This window comes from Microcoleus sp. BM001215392, assembly GCF_036700185.1.
Classification (GTDB): domain Bacteria; phylum Cyanobacteriota; class Cyanobacteriia; order Cyanobacteriales; family Microcoleaceae; genus Microcoleus.
Genome location: NZ_JAUBOJ010000118.1, coordinates 1 through 17,454, shown reverse-complemented (window position 1 = coordinate 17,454; position 17,454 = coordinate 1). Strand labels below are relative to the sequence as shown.

The following is a 17,454-nucleotide window of genomic DNA, read 5'->3' as shown; positions in this document are numbered from 1 at the left end:
CTTTCCACGTCAAACCCGCAGTCCGACAGGGGTTAAAACCCCTGTCTCATAGCGAAAGTCCTCGCTATGAGAGGGGGACTTCAGTCCCTGGCGGGCTTTTGGCTTAAGTTGACACCTATGGTCACTCGCCGTGTCCTGACTGTGGGTAATATTAATAATTCCGATGCTACCGGATTTGATATAAAATCTAAAATAAAATGACGCCCGCTAAAGTTTCCCAGCAGTACAAAAGCACTTTACAGGAAACCCGCGGGCGTCAAAATCAAACAAGCTTAAATCTTAGAACAGACCCAGCGTGAAAGATTTGTCGATCGGGAAAATAGCACCAATACCCAACCACAGAGTTACCGCAGTTCCCAACAGGAAGACTGTGGTAGCCACAGGGCGGCGGAACGGATTTTGAAACTTGTTCACGTTTTCGATGAACGGAATCAAAATCAAGCCAACGGGAACGCCAGCCATGCAAGCAATACCCAACAATTTGTTAGGCAAAACGCGCAGGAGTTGGAACACGGGCCACAAATACCATTCCGGCAGAATTTCTAGGGGAGTAGCAAAAGGATTGGCTGGTTCGCCAACCAAAGCTGGGTCAAGTACGGCTAAACCGACGCACAGAGAAATCGTTCCCATGATCACAATTGGGAAAACGTACAGCAAGTCATTGGGCCAAGCTGGCTCGCCGTAATAGTTGTGACCCATGCCCTTAGCGAGCTTAGCGCGTAGCTCAGGATCGCTCAAATCTGGTTTTTTGATAATAGACATAGTGAGAGTGTTCTCCTTTTAGTTTTACCCGGGCTTGGGATTGGACTGTATTCGTTAGTCCGAATCAGCCCCGCTTGTGTCCGTCCATAAATATGATGAGTGATGAATTCTGAATTTTCAACTCAAAATTCACCGGGGGGCAAAAAAAATCTCGCCCCCACAACTCAAAACTTACAACGGGCCAGAAATGCCTTGCTTGCGAATCATCAAGAAGTGAGCCAGCATGAACACTATAATCAGCCAAGGCAGCACGAAGGTGTGCAAGCTGTAGTAGCGAGTCAGAGTGCCTTGACCGACGCTGACGCCGCCGCGCAGCAGTTCTACAAGTGTAGAACCGACAAACGGAATGGCTTCGGGTACGCCGGACACGATTTTAACTGCCCAGTAACCGATTTGATCCCAAGGGAGAGAGTAGCCCGTCACGCCGAAAGAAACAGTGATGACTGCTAAGATTACTCCTGTCACCCAGGTTAGTTCGCGGGGCTTTTTGAAGCCGCCGGTCAAATAAACCCGGAAGGTGTGCAAAATCATCATCAGTACCATCATGCTGGCAGACCAGCGGTGGATGGAGCGGATCAGCCAGCCGAAGTTAACTTCATTCATCAGATATTGCACTGAAGAAAAAGCTTCTGCTACCGTGGGACGGTAATAGAAAGTCATGGCGAAGCCAGTGGCAAACTGAATCAAAAAACAAACTAAGGTAATTCCGCCCAAGCAGTAGAAGATATTGACGTGGGGGGGTACGTATTTGGTAGTGATGTCGTCGGCAAGCGCCTGAATTTCCAGGCGTTCCTCAAACCACTGGTAGGTTTTTGAGTCGGTGATTTGTTTAGAAAACATGGAGCCAGAATTCCTAAAAGAATATTGCTGTGGTTGAGGTTCAGGGCAGCAGCCACAAGGTTTTTTTTGTCGCCCCGCGCCTCGCAGCTTGCTTTTACCAGCAAATGGCTGAGGCTATTTTTAAATTTGGAGCTCACGAAAGGAATTTTTTTGTGCGATCGCCCGCGAGTGATTGGAAACTAAGCGGTCGCTTGTTTCTGCTCGCAGCCAAAAGCCCGATCGAATTCCAGACTGTAATAAAAAATGTAACATAATTGCGGTGTAAATTTCACCATAGGAAGCCTTTAGCCGAGGTGAAAAACGAGTTTCTGCCAGCTCAGCATCCGCCCCAAGCTGGCATAGAGCCGAGAACCCAGCTACAGCCAGCAGTCCGAGCCAGCCAGCGGCCCGAGCCAGCCTTAAATTTAATAAACATGATAAAACTTCACTGATTTTGCTATTAAATGTTACACTTAGCTAATTTTTTGTTCGTGGCTGGGCAATGACTAATCCTGAATGTCTCCGGGAGAGTAGAGTGCGCAAAAGCTTAAAAGCTTACAAACTTAAATTACAGGAAATGCCATACTTGCCTATCTTTTACAGAAAAATCATGCACAGACGAATTTTCCAAACAGCAATTGTACTATTGCTCCAAGTGGCGCTGGTTCTCGGCGGGTGGGCTTTTCCGGCGGCGGCCCTAACTCCAGAACAGCAGCTTCTGAGCGAAGCTTGGCGGATTGTCAACCGCTCTTATGTGGACGACAGCTTCAACTCAAAAAACTGGTGGTCGATTCGCGAAAAAGCCGTTAAGGAACCGCTCAACGACAGACAGCAGACTTACACGGCGATTCAGGGGATGCTGGCGAATCTCGACGACCCTTTCACTCGCCTGCTGAAACCAGAACAGTACCGCAGCTTGCAGGTCAACACTTCCGGAGAATTGACTGGTGTCGGGCTGCAAATTGCGATCGACCCGCAGACAAATACCCTGACAGTGGTGGCTCCTTTGGCAGATTCGCCAGCAGATAAAGCCGGCATTCAACCGCTCGATCGCATTTTGAAAATTGACGGCACTCCCACCTCAGAATTGAGCCTAGACGAGGCGGCAACTCGAATGCGCGGTACCATCGGCACTGCTGTTACCTTGACCCTGGGGCGCGAAGGCAGGGACGTTCCTGAGGACATTAAGCTGGTGCGCGATCGCATTGCTCTGAATCCGGTTTATGCCGAATTGCAGTCGAGTCCGGAAAATTTACCCGTAGGCTACATTCGCCTCAGTCAATTTAGCGCTAACGCCACCGAAGAAGTCGCCCACGCGATCGATCGTTTGGAAAAACAAGGCGCCGCCGCCTACATTCTCGATTTGCGGAACAACCCGGGCGGACTCTTGCAAGCGGGGATTGAAATTGCGCGCTTGTGGATCGATTCTGGGACGATCGTCTATACGGTCAACAGACAAGGCATTCTCGGCAGCTTTGAAGCTTCTGGACAAGCTTTGACCGACGATCCGCTGATTGTTTTGGTGAACAAGGGAACGGCCAGCGCTAGCGAAATTTTGGCGGGTGCGCTGCAAGATAACGGCAGAGCTCAACTGGTGGGAGAAAAGACTTTCGGGAAAGGACTGATTCAGTCGCTGTTTGATTTGTCTGACGGTTCGGGCTTGGCTGTGACTGTTGCCAAGTACGAGACGCCCAACCACACGGATATTAACAAATTGGGGATTGCACCCGATCGCGTAGTGCCGTTAGAACCGATTGCGCGCGATCGAATTGGCACTGAAGAAGACTTACAATATCAAGCTGCACTGCAATTGCTAAAAGAAAAAACCGTAATGGCAAAGACGGCGGTTTAAGTCGCGCCTACACAAACTTGCGTCCGCGAATCGAGCTTCGACTGCGCTCAGGACGACGCTTCGCGGAGGCTCAGCTTCTGCGCAGTCGAAGCTCGCCGTACACCGGACGGCGGCGGAAGAAAATAAAGTAATTTGAACCACCCCTTCTTCAACCTGGGGAGGACGTTTGACCAGAGCAAAGACGGCGAAGGTCATTCGCGGCTACACAAACTTGCGTCCGCCGGACGCCCACGGAAGAAAATAAGGTAATTTGAACCACCCCTTCTTCAACCGCCGTCCGGCGCGTGAGTATTTGTTTGGCGTGCGAAGCACCTTCGCCCGCTCTTATTTGTGCGCTCTTGTTTCTTATTTGTGCGCCGTGCGCATCCTGCAACACAACTATCTGACGATTAAGGCTGCGGGATGGATTCCTCAGCATCGGGTGCTGGGAGCTCCTGCAAAATCACCGCACGCTGGTGGGGATCGACTCGATTGCTTTGTTCTTGCATCACAGTTTTAGCCAGACTGGGGTCAAAGTAGCGGTTAAAGTTCGATCGCGACTTATCTACTCGCCCTTGGGTAAGATTGACTTCTGCTTGGATTTCGTGCAACTTTTCTTGTACCGCCCGGTAGTGAGGCCAAAGCTGAATCAAAGCAGAAGTCGCACAGACTGAAAGAATCATGTTGACTGCTAACTTAACTCCTGTTTCAGCGGCGAGCGTTTGGTGAGGGTAAGAACGCTGGCGGCTGCTGTTGCGACGAGGACTAACCCGAGGGGGAGTTTTTAGAGGACGAAGTGGAGTAGCGGTAGGTTGAATCGCTTGCATAATTTTTTTTCAAATACCTGAGACTGACGTTTTTGAGCACCAAACACAAAATTCTGAGTTTAACTCACACCCACCCCTGTTCGTCAGGGTGCCCACAGCCCTAATTTGGGAGACAGGTTGACGCCTGAAGACGGAATTTGTGAATAAAAATGCCTGCCCTTGCAGTCTCGTCTTGTTGACCACAAACAATCTACTGCACAAAAGCAGCAATTGTCTGTAATTTCCAGATTTAACTAAGCAGGACAGGCGACGGTGCGGTTAGCTACTGGTGTCTCGAAACTACTTGTACAGTTCTGTTGACAGCCGGAAAGCCAAGATTCCGGGAATCAAAGCAACTACGAGGGCTACGTAGACTTGGGTATCTGTTAAAGACATATGAGGAAACTCCATTTTCGCGGGCACGAGCTTTCACCAATTTGAGACAATTTGGCGCTTTTGGGAATCGTTTGTTACAAATCGACAAATAATTCGGCGCGTTTGGGGTGGAGTGCTAGAGGGGGAGATGGGAAAAATCTTTGATACTTGACTTCGGGTTTGAGCGATCGATCTCGAGCGCGTAAATCCGTTAAATCCCTTGGCGAGCTTCTTTCGGGCGATCGGCCGAGACAAAGTTACCGCACTAGGTTAAGATAAGTGAAGGTGACACTCATTTTAGACAGAGCCGGTGATTTGCGCTGCGCTCTTAGCTTGCAAATCTTAGGTGCGTAAAATAGCTAATGCTAGATCAATTTCTCGACGGTTCGCCCAATTTGGGAGTTGACACCTTTTTCTTATTGTTAGTTTTGGTGGCTTTAGAGGCTGTACTTTCTGCTGACAATGCGATCGCCCTGGCGTCTATTTCCAAAGGCTTAGCAGATGAAAATCTACAAAAAAAGGCTCTAAATTTCGGTTTAATAATTGCTTTTTTACTGCGAATTGCACTAATTTTAACAGCTACTTGGGTAATCAAGTTCTGGCAATTTGAACTGATCGGGGCGCTGTACCTGCTGTGGCTAGTTTTCCAGCATTTTTCTTCAGGTACTGATTCCGATGGAGAGCATCACGGGCCCAAATTTGGGTCTGTGTGGAAAGCAATCCCCACGATAGCTCTAACAGATTTAGCATTTTCTCTCGATAGCGTCACTACGGCGATCGCGATTTCTGACAAAACTTGGCTGGTGTTGACAGGCGCCACAATTGGAATTATCACGCTGCGATTTATGGCCGACTTGTTCATCCGGTGGCTCGACGAGTTCGTACACCTTGAAGATGCTGGCTACATTACAGTCGGATTTGTAGGAATGCGATTGCTGGTGAAAGTAATTAATGATAGTTTAGTACCTCCCCAGTGGCTGGTAGTTTCTTGTATCGCCTTGATGTTTGTTTGGGGATTTTCTAAGCGCACTCCTGAGGTGCTGGAGATTTCAGAATCTGCCGAAGTTGCTGTCAATCTCCCGGATGCAGAAGTAACAGTCCCGCAAGCGCAAGCACAGAACTCCGAAATTTAAGGAACGAAATTTTAATAACTTAAACAACTGCTACAGTCCTCTCTCCTATAAGCTGGGAAGTAATAAGGAGGAAGAGCCTCCGGATCTGTGTTACCAGAGGCTGGTAACAAGCAAGTCGCTTAACTTATTTAATTTCCATTCCTAACATACTTTCATTTCGATACAAGTAGCTTAAATCGGTCAATCTAAACAAACTGAAGGCAGATTAAACTCGGCAACAACCTTACATCCCCGGACAAACGTCACGGGGTTTTTAGTTTTTTATCTTGTAAAACCACGATTTGAAATGTTGCATCTTGAAACTGAGAGGTTTCGCAAGCTTCAAACATCAACTGGCTATGTTAAATCTCGATCGAATCGCTTAAACACAGTTGTCAGAGAATCAATTTTTCTGGGAACACGACATGGCAAAATTATATAAAAAAGTGTTCCTCGATCGCCCTGGGCCAGCATACCATAATCGCGAGCTCGTAAAGCAATCTCTGCTCTGCTGCGATCGAAAAATTCAAAGGTTACATAATACATTGTTCAGAATGACCCACCAGATAACTGATGCTGACGCTTGGTAACGACACGAGCCTCTCTAGAAATACTTGGCAAGGAAGCCTCTACCTTAGCAGACCATTTAACAAACCACACAATAAATAGAATGATCGCTATTACAGCAGGGAAGATTATTAAGAATTCCATGACTTAGATTCCTTATTAATTGACGTGCAGTCTAATGTCCTATCGATCTCCAAAAGATGGTTTCAAGATACTAGCCTTCTTAAGAACCAAATAGACAAACTATTAATTAAACTGACTGTGTATTTACTTGTCGATTCTCATGGATAAAAACATCAAATGGCTAGTATAGCTCGCTGCCGATAAGTAGCCGTACAACTTTTGTCGCTCGCGCGCAACTACCAGACTTCGACGGCACGTTAAAAAAACTTCCCAGAATATCCCCAGAGTATCCTGCTGGCAGACTCAAACGCTATCCTGTAAAAGAGCATCCCTCTCGATCGTACTCTCGATCGCCCACCTGCCATGACCCAAAGTCTCAACCCGACAAGTATACCCCCCGCCTTTCCAGATCACACGCAACTACCAGACTCCGACGGCACGTTTGTGAAAAACTTCCAAGAACTTCCCCAGAGTATCCTGCTCACCGATTCTCTGGAAACCACGCTGCAAACTCTGCACCCGGACGGACAGTATGCGATCGGTCAAGATTGTGGCATTTACTGGCGCGAAACCGACCCTCCCGAACGTGGAGCCGAAGCGCCTGACTGGTTCTACGTCCCCAACGTCCCACCCCTGTTAGATGGCGAATTTCGCCGCTCTTACGTGTTGTGGCGCGAGTATATTGTGCCGTTGATTGCGATCGAATTTGCGAGCGGCAATGGTTCCGAAGAACGGGACAATACTCCGCTATCTCGCTTACCCGAAGGTGGGAATCAGAAACCAGGAAAGTTTTGGGTTTACGAACAGATTATCCGCATCCCTTACTATGCGATTTACGTCGTTAAAACAAGTCAATTGGAAGTCTACAATTGGGTGAATACTCGTTATCGCCGCCTGGAACCGAACGATCGCGGACATTACCCGATCGACCTGATGGGTGTAGAGTTAGGTGTATGGGAGGGCAGCTATCAAAATCAGTTTATGCGATGGCTGCGTTGGTGGGATAGTGATGGGAATTTGTTATTGACGGGTAGCGAACAAGCTAGAGTCGAACGCCAACGAGCCGAAGCCCAGAGCCAACGAGCCGATCGCGCACAGCAAGCGCAACAGGATGCAATTCCCCAACTGCTAGCAATGGGTTTAACGGTAGAGCAAGTAGCTGGGGCTTTGTCGCTGTCGCTGGAAGATGTGGAGAGATTTGTTGGGTAAAGTGCGATCGCACAATTGATGCAGCAGAGTGGGAGTATGATGAATGTCGATCGATTGTGCGATCGCCAGATAGTTTCCCAGCGAATATCAATATCTGGTCAAACAGTCGCCGAAATTGAATGAGAAAGATTGGGTTCAACGACGTTCGGAAAGCTGGCAAAATTGCGCCGCACCCAGTCCATCCCCACTTCGTTGTTGAGTTTAATTTTCTGTGGCGCATCGGCATAAATCTTGCCCAGAATATCTGCATCTTGCTCGACAATAACTTTGGCAAGATTGAGAAAATTTTGCTTCAGCAAGCGAAAGACTGGATGATTCGCCTCACCAAACATTAATACATAGGTGCGCGTATGAGTTTCCGACTCTGGCACAAAAATATGACATTGCTTGGCTTTTCCGATCGCTACTTGACCGTGCAATACCACCAGCGATGGAAAGAAGTTTTCCAAATGTGCTGAGAGTGTTTGCGGTAATGCCAATAGTGCCGGATTTTTCAGAATGTCTTGCAAACCGGGTTTTTGGCGCGGCATTTCGTAGTGCGCGTGAGAATGATGCCCGTCATCGACAAACTTTTGAAACTGCACTTCTTCAATCTCAAACATCGGTCGGTGGGTGCCGTTTTGGTGATTGTAATCGTGCATATTCAGCAACATAGGCAACAGCTTGGTTTTGACGCTGACATCCGCTGTGCAGCCAATAAACTCAAATTCACTTGCAAACTCATTCAAAATTGTGGGAATGGGAATTTTCGGTTCGTGTCCCCCATAAGACCAGATGAAATTTCCCTGAATTATCAGGTCTAATGGCTTCAGTTGAGGCAGTGTTTTCTTGTTCGATCCGGGCAAAACTGTGCAACCTGCCGCATCAAATTTCAGGGCATGAAACGGACAAACAATTGCACTTGTGCGATCGCCCGCAGCGGCTTCACACCATCCTTCTGACAGCATCGCACCCATGTGCGGGCAGGCATTTGGCAAGGCGTGGATGTCTCCAGCCGCGTCTTTCCACATCACGTAGTCGTTACCGTACAAAGACATTTTTCGGGGTTGATTCACTGTCAGCATCGATTTGTGCGCTAACAACCAGGGCGCACCGGGAAGCATAGACTGCATAAGGTTCTCCGCAATATTATGTAAAATTGTGAAATATCCGTCGTGTTGATAGAATATGACAGAACATTCACATTCGTCAAGAAATCTGCGCCGTCAGCCCAAACAGCAGCGAGGGAAAGACCGGGTTGAAAAAATTCTGGACGCAGCGGCAGCAGTATTTGACGAAATCGGCTACGCAGCGGCGACGACGCATCTGATTGCAGCAAAAGCAGGAACAGCGATCGGTTCTCTGTATCAATTCTTTCCCGATAAAGCGGCCATTTTTAAGGCGATGGAGTTAGGCCATATCGATCGTGTCAAGCGTTTTTGGCAGCAGACAAATACGCCGGAAATTGCCCAGTTACCGCTGCGCGAAATGATTCACGCGATCGCCTCTGCTGCTGCAGACTTATTTGAACACCCCGTGTCGCGGGTGGTATTCGTGCAATTTTACACGGCACGCCAGATTTTTCAGTCGATCGATGAAAGCATGACTCAGGAAGCGATTAACTTCCTGACGAGCCTATTGCAGCAGCGCAATTGCGCCTTGAGTCAAGAACAGTGCAGTCTGTTGGCAGAGGTGTGCGTCCACAGCAGCAATGCGGTAATGCTGGCAGCATTGCGCAGCCCCACTCTGCACCACCGCCAGCGGTTGATGGACGAGATTGAACCTTTGCTCGTGTCATATTTAGAACCCTACTTTGGGGATGCTCAGTTGAAGGATGTAATGAAAGTAATGATATGTACCCATTGTCGATCGGCGCAGTTATCAAAAAATGGGTATCGTAGGGGAAAACAGTGCTATCGCTGCAAGGACTGTGGGAAACAATTTGTTGAGAAGGTCGATCGATCGAACACAATCCCATAGGATTGGATTAACGCTCTCGGATGAGTTTGATCTGACGAATTTCTAAGACATACATACCTCTCAAATCAAGCCAGATTGTTCGGATTTTCAATTTATGGGAACTCGATCGCCGAGCGACTGACAAATCTTGTATAGGTTAGGTGAACAGACTTGAATTGCAAAAATAGCTGAAAATTTAATTAAAAGGACTCAGGCAAGAGGTATAATTAAGTTTCAATCTCAGCAGAATTACCCATTCAATCGATCGCAATTTCCCTGCCATCAAAATCAAAAATCCCCTAAGCAAGTTGAGGGATTCTTTGCAGCACGGGAATCTGCACCACAAACTCGCTGCCTTGCCCCAGTTTAGAATAACAATCAATTTTGCCGCCATGTCTTTCTGTGACGATTTGATGGCTGATCGACAGTCCCAATCCGGTGCCTTTACCAACAGGTTTTGTGGTAAAAAAAGGATCGAAAAGTTGCGATCGCACTTCTTCGCGAATACCGGTGCCGTTATCGGAAATCGCGATCTTCACCGAGTTCGTATCGGTGGTGAAGGTGTGGATCGCAATTGTGGGATTTGGCCATGCGGGTGTGTTTCTGATACCGTCTTCCAGCGCGTCAATGGCATTGCTGAGCAGATTCATAAATACTTGATTGAGCTGACTGGGGTAACATTCCACCATTGGCAGTTTTCCGTAGTCTTTGATTACTTGAATGGTGGGATGTTCAGCACAGGCTTTGAGGCGATGTTGCAAAATAAGTAGGGTGCTGTCGAGGCCTTGGTGGATATCCACGGGTTTGACTTGTGCTTCATCCAGACGGGAGAAATTGCGAAGGGAAAGGACGAGTTGGCAGATGCGATCGGTTCCTAACTGCATAGAATTGAGCAGTTTCGGCAAATCTGCTTGCAGGTAATCCACATCTACATCATCCATCCAGGCTTGAATTTTGGGATGGGGCTGGGGATGGCATTCCTCGTACAACTCCAGAAAAGTCATCAAATCTTGAATGTGTTCTCTGGCGGGTGCCAGATTGGCGGAGATAAAATTTAGGGGATTGTTGATTTCGTGGGCTACACCAGCCACCAATTGACCGAGGGATGACATTTTTTCGCTCTGTACCAGATGCACTTGCGCCTTTTTAAGATCGTTGAGCGCTTGGGAAAGCTCGATCGTGCGTTGTTCCATTCCCTTTTGGGCATCGCGCAGTTTCAGATGGACGCGAATCCTTGCCAGGGCTTCTTCGTGCTGGACGGGCTTGGTGATATAATCTACCGCACCCAAGCTCAGCCCTTTGACTTTATCAACTGAATCAGACAAGGCTGTCATGAAAATCACGGGAATGTCGCAGGTATCAGCATTTGCTTTGATCCGCCCACAGGTTTCAAACCCATCAATCCCCGGCATCATCACATCCAGCAAAATCAGATCCGGATGGTAAGACTGGAGGCGTTGCAGGGCAGCTTCGCCACTTTTGGCGATCGCGACTCGATATCCGATCTCACTGAGCACATCAAATAAAACCTGAATATTCGTGGGGTTGTCATCGACAACTAAAATGGTTCCGATGGGGGATGCAGTTTTTACTGACACGGATTAACTCCTAAGAAAAATTACAAATTTAACAACTAAATAAAATTTCTTTTAACATAAATTTCCCATTTTTATACATTTCTAAGTAATTTCACTGTAGAAAAATTTGGGAATTTATTTCATTAGCTTAATCTAATCTTACATAATTTTTGAGAATAAGTATTGATGGCGCCTAGCCTGATTACAAATAGGGTTGTAGCAAATTGAGAATTGCTTCGTCGTCAAATCTCTGACTCAGTTCTAGCATTTTGTTGGCAAACGGTACATATTGCCGATCGAGCTGTTTGAGGCGATCGGCTTCCTGTTGAATATCCGCCATAAAACCGTCTTGTGCAGCCCGGTAGAGTGCTTTTAGTTCCGTTGCTGGCGGCACAATCCAATCCGCAGTCTGGGAAGCTGTGACAGATGATTCAACAGTTTGTGGTGCAAGTTGGTAAATCCACTGCAACTCTAGATGACGCTGCAACTCGCTTAGTAACCCGGTAAAGTCGATCGGCTTGGGGAAAAAGCCATTGCAACCGGCATCGATCGCATCCTGTACATCCACCTGCGACAGACTCGCTGCGGAGGCAATAATTGGAGTCTGGGCAAAATCCGGCAGGTGGCGCAGGCGGCGGGTCATTTCCAGCCCGTTCATCCCAGACATCATCACATCGGTAATAATCAAATCTGGACGCATTTGCAGGGCGGTATCGAGTCCCGTGTGTCCGTCATCGGCCTCTGCTAGCTTGAAGCCAAGCGGTTGCAGCATCCCTCTGAGTACAGCGCGGTTTTCGCGGCGATCGTCAATTACTAAAATTTTACGCCGTTCGCCCTGGTAGCCGATAATCTTTTGATGGGCTGTCTCGGACTGATTGAGCCAATCGGCGGCGGCGGCTACATCTACTTCAAACCAGAAGGTACTGCCTTGGTTTGGTATGCTCTTAACTTGAATCGTGCTGCCCATCACCTGCACGATTTGCTGGCCGATCGCCAGTCCTAACCCAGTTCCTTCGCTGTTGCGATCGCGCTTTCCTGCTTGCTCGAAGGGTAAAAATATTGATGCCAATTTTTCCGGTGCGATACCAATGCCCGTGTCTTCTACTTGAAAATGCAGGCGGGTAAATCCGGTGTTTTCCTGTTGCCGATTCTCCACTTTTTCCACAGTAAATGTGACGCTGCCGAAGTCGGTAAATTTGACTGCATTACTCAGCAAGTTTAGCAATACTTGCCGCAAACGTTTGTCGTCGGCATGGATGGCGGTGGGTAAATTGCGATCGGGCTGGTAATGGAATGCAACACCTTTTTGCTCGGCTTTGATCCGGCACATTTCTACTGTGGTGGTAAGGAAGTTTGCCAGATGGAAATCTTGGGGATAGAGATCCATTTTCTGTGCTTCCAGTTTTGACAAATCTAAGATGTCGTTGATGAGTGTCAGCAAGTGCGAACCGCACTGGTGAATCACTTCCAAGCCCTTGTGTTGCTTGGAAGTGGTAGCGGGATCGTGTTGGAGAATTTGAGCATAGCCTAAAATACCGTTGAGGGGGGTGCGGAGTTCGTGGTTCATGTTGGCAAGAAATTCGCTTTTGGCGTGATTGGCGGCTTCGGCGGCTAATGCGGCCAGTTGTAATGCGGCTTCTATTTGTTTGCGCTGGGCAATTTCTTGTTCTATTTGCTGATAGGCTTGGACTCGTGCAGTCACAGCGTCTTGAATTGTCTGGGCGAGGAATTGGATTTCGTTATCGGACAATCCACTAGGCATGACAAAATAGTCAGTGCTTTGACTTTCTGTAACGGCTTGATTTAATCGCTGGAGTGGTTGCAAGATCGATCGCTGAATCATTACTGCCATCAGTGCGAGAATTACCGACATCCCGACGATCAGGGTAAGTGTAGACGCAGAGAAAGTTTGGCCTGCTTGTAGTTGCATTTCTTCAACGTCGAGAATCGCGATCGTCATTCCCCGGCGATCCCTGGTACCAAACAATGTGCTGCTAAAAGGCAAAATTTCTACCAATGCAGGCTTGCCATCTACAGTAGTTCGCAGGCTTGTCTCTGCGCCTGTTTGAGCTGCTTGTTCCAGCACCTGTGCCAATTCTGGATGGATCGAGGCGTAGGGCAGATTTTGTAATTCAGCTCCGCTGCGGGCTAAGGTTTGTCCGTTGGGACTGACGATCGCCACTTCCACCACACTTGGTAGTGTGGCGTAGTTCTGGACAATGCGCTTGATAATGCTGGTATTCCCCAATTCGATTAAACCTTCTGTGGAAAATCCCACACCTTGAGTAATTGATTGAGCGCGTTGTTGTAGCTCTTGTTCCAGCTTTGATTGAATTAAAAAGTAGTTTAATCCCAACGTGGTTAAGCCTACAGTTGCTAGGGAAATACCAAAACCTGTCAGCAGTTGGCGGGATAAGTAGTTTTTCGAGGATTTGGATTGAGGATTCATGGCTTCCATGCCTCGATTGCTTTGCTGACAAGTGAGCCATCAATCTTCACGTCTGGCCGAATCACCCTACCGTGACGCGGATCTTCATTTAGCAGTTGCATAATTTGGGTTTTTACCGAACTTAGGCGACCATTTGTCTGGAACATCCGCCGATTCAGGGCAATATCTCCTTTTTTCAGCCCAGCATAATCGCTAGCAAAGGATGCGCTGCTTTGTCCGAGTTTTTTGGCGACAACTTCAAATACTTGATTCGGCTTGCTTTCAACAGCGTGCATCAAATCAAACCAAGCCAAAATGAACTGGGTTAGTTCTGCTTGTTTTTTTTTCACTGTTCTGTCATTGGACATTAAAATATCAATCACTAGGCTGTCCACTTGTTTAGTGGTATAAATCACCTTTCCCTTGATATTCTTAGCCGTTTCTCCTAGCATCGGCCCCCACAGGATGGCGGCATCAATGTCTTCTGAAGTAATTTTTTGGGCTGCAACTTCATTGGAATAATCGAGAATCTGTACATCAGCAGGTGGGATTTTATGAGCTTTTAACGCTTCTAACAGAATCAAATGATTGACAGTGCCCAGCTTGGCACCGACTCGTTTGCCGCGCAAATCTTTTACTGATTTAATTTCAGGTTTGGCGACAATCCCATCAGAACCCGCAGAAATATTGGTCGTCATTAAAACCACAGGGCGCCCATCACCCGGATCGACTTGCATTGCATCCCACACAGAAATAAATGCCGCATCTAATCTGTTGTTCATCACTGCACGACTGGAATCTTGTTGGTTGTCAAATCGCACCAGTTCCACCTTGATGCCTCGTTGTTTGAAGAGTTCTGAGGCTTGAGCGTAGAGTACAACATCAAATCCCGCCCAGCTTGTAATTCCTACTCGCAAAGGCTTCAGCGATTGGTTCTGGGCTAAACTACAGGCATTAAGGGCAAATATCAGGGTAAGTGCGATCGCAAATAAACTAAAAAAGGTGGGTTTGATCCCTAATTTCCGCTTTGGTGCTGGCAGTCGATCGATGGCTTGTTTGCGATTTGGCAATGGCAGGTATTTCACAAGTCGCCCAGCGCCGAATACCTGCAATATGAATTTGCTAAAAGATAGATTGGTATTCATCTTTTTTTACTTAAAAATCTGGTTTGTTGTGTTAAAATTGAAAAGGTGAAAATTAAAGTCCGCTTAATATTACTATACAGACGGCGGCAGCAAATTGAGAATTGCTTCGCCGTTAAATCTCTGACTCAGTTCTAACATTTTGTTGGCAAAGAGTGTAGATTGCGGTTTGTATCTGTGGAGTGGGGCGATCGCGCCTGCGGCAGAGCAACGGCAGGCGATCGGGCAAAATGCTAGCAATAAGTTTAAGATCGCGTGCGATGATTAACCGCAATTAGATGCGATCGCCCCTGCGGACTTAAGTCCGCACTACGAACTGATTCGATCGCGCGATCGGACGGAGAAATTGGCGTCAAGGGCGATCGCACCGGCAATGCAACATAACAGTTAGCAAACTCGATCTTAGGCTACAGTTTTCGGCTTGGGTTTCATAGGTATGGCGATCGCAAATTCTGTACCACAGCCTGGAGTTGAATTCACCTCCAGAGTCCCAGCATGGGTGTCAACTACGATCGCACGAGCAATTGCTAATCCCAAACCTGTGCCTTTACCAACTGCCTTACTGGTAAACTGGTGGTCGAAGATTTTCTGTTTTACTTCCTCAGTCATACCTATACCATTATCTCGAATAGAAATAACGGCAGATTTAGAGTCATTCGATAGTTCAGTCTTCACCCTAATGCAATTTGGATGAGCTTTTATTTCCTCAAAACTGCGTCCCTGATTCGATTCCTCCAAGGCATCAATAGCATTGGCAAGTAAGTTCATAAACACCTGGTTTAGTTGTCCCGCATAACATCGCACAGCAGGTAATTTTCCATATTCTTTAACAACTTCAATCGCCGGACGTGTTTCGTTAGCTTTGAGGCGATATTTGAGAATCAGTAAAGTGCTATCAATACCATCGTGAATATTGTAAGCAACAGGAGAGCTGCTATCGGAGCGAGAAAAGGTTCTCAGACTAATGCTAATGTCGCGAATCCGAATCACGCCCTCTTTCATCGAGCCAATTAATTTGGGCAAGTCTTCACGAATGTAATCCAAATCGATAGCAGCGATTTCTTTTTGAATTACTTCCCCTGGTTCAGGAAAATTTTCTTGATATAAATCAATTAAACCAAACAAATCTTTCACGTAATCTAAAGCAGGTTGGATATTCCCAGCCAAAAATCCAACTGGATTATTGATTTCATGGGCAACTCCAGCCACCAACTGCCCGAGTGTTGACATTTTTTCGCTTTGAATTAGCTGAACTTGCGATTTTTGAATCTCAGAAACTGCTTCCGAGAGTGCAATATTTGTTTGCTGAAGTTCCTGAGTTCGTTCTTGCACCCTTGACTCTAGACGCTGACGATCTTCTTCTAAGTGCTCTGCTCGGCGGCGCACATTTTCCAGAATCAAGTTCTGAACCTGCTGGTTAGCTCGCAGGTATTGCTGTCGAAATACGATTACCACAGTACAAATCAGAGACAGAACAATCAACACAAAGCCAAAATTCGCCCAGTAGGTAAGGTTTGCAGACCTTTGAGAAGCTTCCCTCGTAGCCTTGGTTACAATTTCATACAACTTCTCATAACTCGGATCGACTAGAGTTTTATCAACTTCTAACGCTGGCTGAATGCGGTTGGATTCCAGAAGCTTTAAGAGTTGATTGACAGCATTTGCATAGGTATGATAGGCCGATTCAACTTTTTGCATCTCGTCTAAGGAAGGGGTAGTTGTTTTTAATGCCTCCAAACTGCGTTGTGCCTGCTCTTGCTGCTTCTCCAAGGCTTTTTTTAACTCGGAGTCAACTTGTTTTTTATAGATAGCTCTCCACTCCAAAGCATCCAAACGGTTTGCTGTCGCTTGCAAATGATTGAGTTCTCGCTCATGATTCGCTGCACGATCGGATCTAGCATTTAACGTTGCAATACCACAGGTTGATACCACAACCGCTGCAATGGCTACGCCTAGAGATGACCAACTATAAGACTGCTTGTGAGGAGACATAGTTCAACGCTACAAATCAAAAGTTGGCAATACCGCTCGCTTGTTTGTATTTCCGCTAAATTATTAGGAAATAACCAGGGGCGGTTGAGAACTACTAGCAGTTAATGTTTAACCTACCGCCATCACCGACAACCACAGCAACCTAACTATTAATTCTATAACTGTTGCGGTAAAATGACCCACTTATTTTTAATACTGGCATATTCTCTTGCGGATGTCAACTATCAACTTAACCACTCAATAACCGCCCAGAAACCACAATAACCGCTGGTAAATCAGCTAATAGCAAGGCTAAACCGTGAAATCATTGGATCTCTCTCGTTAAGATTCCCTCGAACTACCAGCGGTTATGGAGTAGTTACGTGTAAAGGGTGCATCCCAATGAGTGTAGGGGCGAAGCATTCCGGCAGATAATTTATTAGTTATAAGCAGAGACTTACTGCCGGAATGCTTCGCCCCTACGGATATATTTGCAAAAATGGGATGCTCCCCGTGTAAATACTTATATACGATCGCATTTTACCCAAAATTTACATCTCTAATTAGGTAGATTATATCCTAAGGAACGAAGATTTAATAATTTCAGTACCTGCTGGAGGGAGAGCCTCCGGATCTGCTTTACCAGGCTCTTCCGGGTAACAAGCAACAAGCAAATTGCTTAAGTTATTTAATTGCCATTCCTAAGGATCGCGAATTAAATAATTTACACATATTTGTGGGACGGGCGGGACGCCCATCCCACAATCACAATAAAAAATGTAAGTTATTTAATT

General features: G+C 46.9%; 16 protein-coding genes. 5 read left to right on the top strand and 11 right to left on the bottom strand.

Annotated features, from left to right (window positions below):
• Nucleotides 1-279: 279 nt before the first annotated feature.
• Both petD and petB read right to left on the bottom strand, forming a co-directional pair.
• Nucleotides 280-762, bottom strand: a complete 483-nt coding sequence (gene petD, locus QT974_RS14815; RefSeq protein ID WP_333469229.1) for a cytochrome b6-f complex subunit IV — start codon at nucleotides 760-762, stop codon at nucleotides 280-282.
• A gap of 171 nt (nucleotides 763-933) precedes the next feature.
• A complete protein-coding gene (gene petB, locus QT974_RS14810; RefSeq protein ID WP_333469228.1) occupies nucleotides 934-1,602 on the bottom strand; it encodes a cytochrome b6 in 669 nt (222 codons plus the stop codon).
• Between the two features lie 29 nt (nucleotides 1,603-1,631).
• On the opposite strand from petB, the gene QT974_RS14805 reads away from it, so the two are divergent.
• Together QT974_RS14805 and ctpA are read left to right on the top strand one after the other, a co-directional pair.
• Nucleotides 1,632-1,856: a hypothetical protein gene (locus tag QT974_RS14805; RefSeq protein WP_333469227.1), complete on the top strand. Its 225-nt coding sequence runs from the start codon at nucleotides 1,632-1,634 to the stop codon at nucleotides 1,854-1,856.
• 335 nt (nucleotides 1,857-2,191) lie between these two features.
• Nucleotides 2,192-3,433: a carboxyl-terminal processing protease CtpA gene (gene ctpA, locus QT974_RS14800; RefSeq protein ID WP_333469226.1), complete on the top strand. Its 1,242-nt coding sequence runs from the start codon at nucleotides 2,192-2,194 to the stop codon at nucleotides 3,431-3,433.
• Nucleotides 3,434-3,822: 389 nt separating this feature from the next.
• Here ctpA and QT974_RS14795 read toward each other — a convergent pair whose 3' ends face one another.
• Both QT974_RS14795 and psaM read right to left on the bottom strand, forming a co-directional pair.
• Nucleotides 3,823-4,239: a hypothetical protein gene (locus QT974_RS14795; protein WP_333469225.1), complete on the bottom strand. Its 417-nt coding sequence runs from the start codon at nucleotides 4,237-4,239 to the stop codon at nucleotides 3,823-3,825.
• A gap of 279 nt (nucleotides 4,240-4,518) precedes the next feature.
• Complete coding sequence (gene psaM, locus QT974_RS14790) at nucleotides 4,519-4,614, bottom strand: photosystem I reaction center subunit XII (protein WP_293136392.1); 96 nt, start codon at nucleotides 4,612-4,614, stop codon at nucleotides 4,519-4,521.
• A 341-nt stretch (nucleotides 4,615-4,955) separates the two neighbouring features.
• On the opposite strand from psaM, the gene QT974_RS14785 reads away from it, so the two are divergent.
• Nucleotides 4,956-5,726 carry a TerC family protein gene (locus tag QT974_RS14785; RefSeq protein ID WP_333469224.1) on the top strand — a complete coding sequence of 257 codons (771 nt, stop codon included), beginning with the start codon at nucleotides 4,956-4,958 and terminating at the stop codon, nucleotides 5,724-5,726.
• Nucleotides 5,727-6,062: 336 nt separating this feature from the next.
• Here the strand turns inward: QT974_RS14785 and QT974_RS14780 are convergent, their stop codons facing one another.
• A complete protein-coding gene (locus tag QT974_RS14780) occupies nucleotides 6,063-6,251 on the bottom strand; it encodes a hypothetical protein (RefSeq protein ID WP_333469223.1) in 189 nt (62 codons plus the stop codon).
• A gap of 507 nt (nucleotides 6,252-6,758) precedes the next feature.
• Here QT974_RS14780 and QT974_RS14775 point away from each other — a divergent pair.
• Nucleotides 6,759-7,604 (top strand): Uma2 family endonuclease, encoded by an 846-nt coding sequence (locus QT974_RS14775; RefSeq protein ID WP_333469222.1) that lies wholly within the window; start codon nucleotides 6,759-6,761, stop codon nucleotides 7,602-7,604.
• A 98-nt stretch (nucleotides 7,605-7,702) separates the two neighbouring features.
• Here the strand turns inward: QT974_RS14775 and QT974_RS14770 are convergent, their stop codons facing one another.
• Nucleotides 7,703-8,716: a Rieske 2Fe-2S domain-containing protein gene (locus QT974_RS14770; protein ID WP_333469221.1), complete on the bottom strand. Its 1,014-nt coding sequence runs from the start codon at nucleotides 8,714-8,716 to the stop codon at nucleotides 7,703-7,705.
• Between the two features lie 55 nt (nucleotides 8,717-8,771).
• Here QT974_RS14770 and QT974_RS14765 point away from each other — a divergent pair, with 55 nt between their 5' ends.
• Entirely contained in the window at nucleotides 8,772-9,563 is a 792-nt protein-coding gene (locus QT974_RS14765) for a TetR/AcrR family transcriptional regulator (protein WP_333469220.1), read from the top strand.
• 278 nt (nucleotides 9,564-9,841) lie between these two features.
• Here the strand turns inward: QT974_RS14765 and QT974_RS14760 are convergent, their stop codons facing one another.
• The 5 genes from QT974_RS14760 to QT974_RS14740 all read right to left on the bottom strand — a co-directional run bounded on the left by QT974_RS14760 (nucleotide 9,842) and on the right by QT974_RS14740 (nucleotide 16,681).
• Nucleotides 9,842-11,140 (bottom strand): sensor histidine kinase, encoded by a 1,299-nt coding sequence (locus tag QT974_RS14760; protein WP_333469219.1) that lies wholly within the window; start codon nucleotides 11,138-11,140, stop codon nucleotides 9,842-9,844.
• Nucleotides 11,141-11,321: 181 nt separating this feature from the next.
• The gene (locus QT974_RS14755) at nucleotides 11,322-13,568 is read right to left on the bottom strand and encodes an ATP-binding response regulator (RefSeq protein ID WP_333469218.1); all 2,247 of its coding nucleotides are present in this window, start codon (nucleotides 13,566-13,568) and stop codon (nucleotides 11,322-11,324) included.
• Nucleotides 13,565-14,692, bottom strand: a complete 1,128-nt coding sequence (locus QT974_RS14750) for an ABC transporter substrate-binding protein (RefSeq protein ID WP_333469217.1) — start codon at nucleotides 14,690-14,692, stop codon at nucleotides 13,565-13,567. Before QT974_RS14750 ends, QT974_RS14755 begins: the two co-directional genes overlap by 4 nt.
• 72 nt (nucleotides 14,693-14,764) lie before the next feature.
• Nucleotides 14,765-14,929, bottom strand: a complete 165-nt coding sequence (locus tag QT974_RS14745; RefSeq protein ID WP_333469216.1) for a hypothetical protein — start codon at nucleotides 14,927-14,929, stop codon at nucleotides 14,765-14,767.
• A gap of 162 nt (nucleotides 14,930-15,091) precedes the next feature.
• Complete coding sequence (locus QT974_RS14740) at nucleotides 15,092-16,681, bottom strand: sensor histidine kinase (protein WP_333469215.1); 1,590 nt, start codon at nucleotides 16,679-16,681, stop codon at nucleotides 15,092-15,094.
• Nucleotides 16,682-17,454 lie beyond the last annotated feature (773 nt).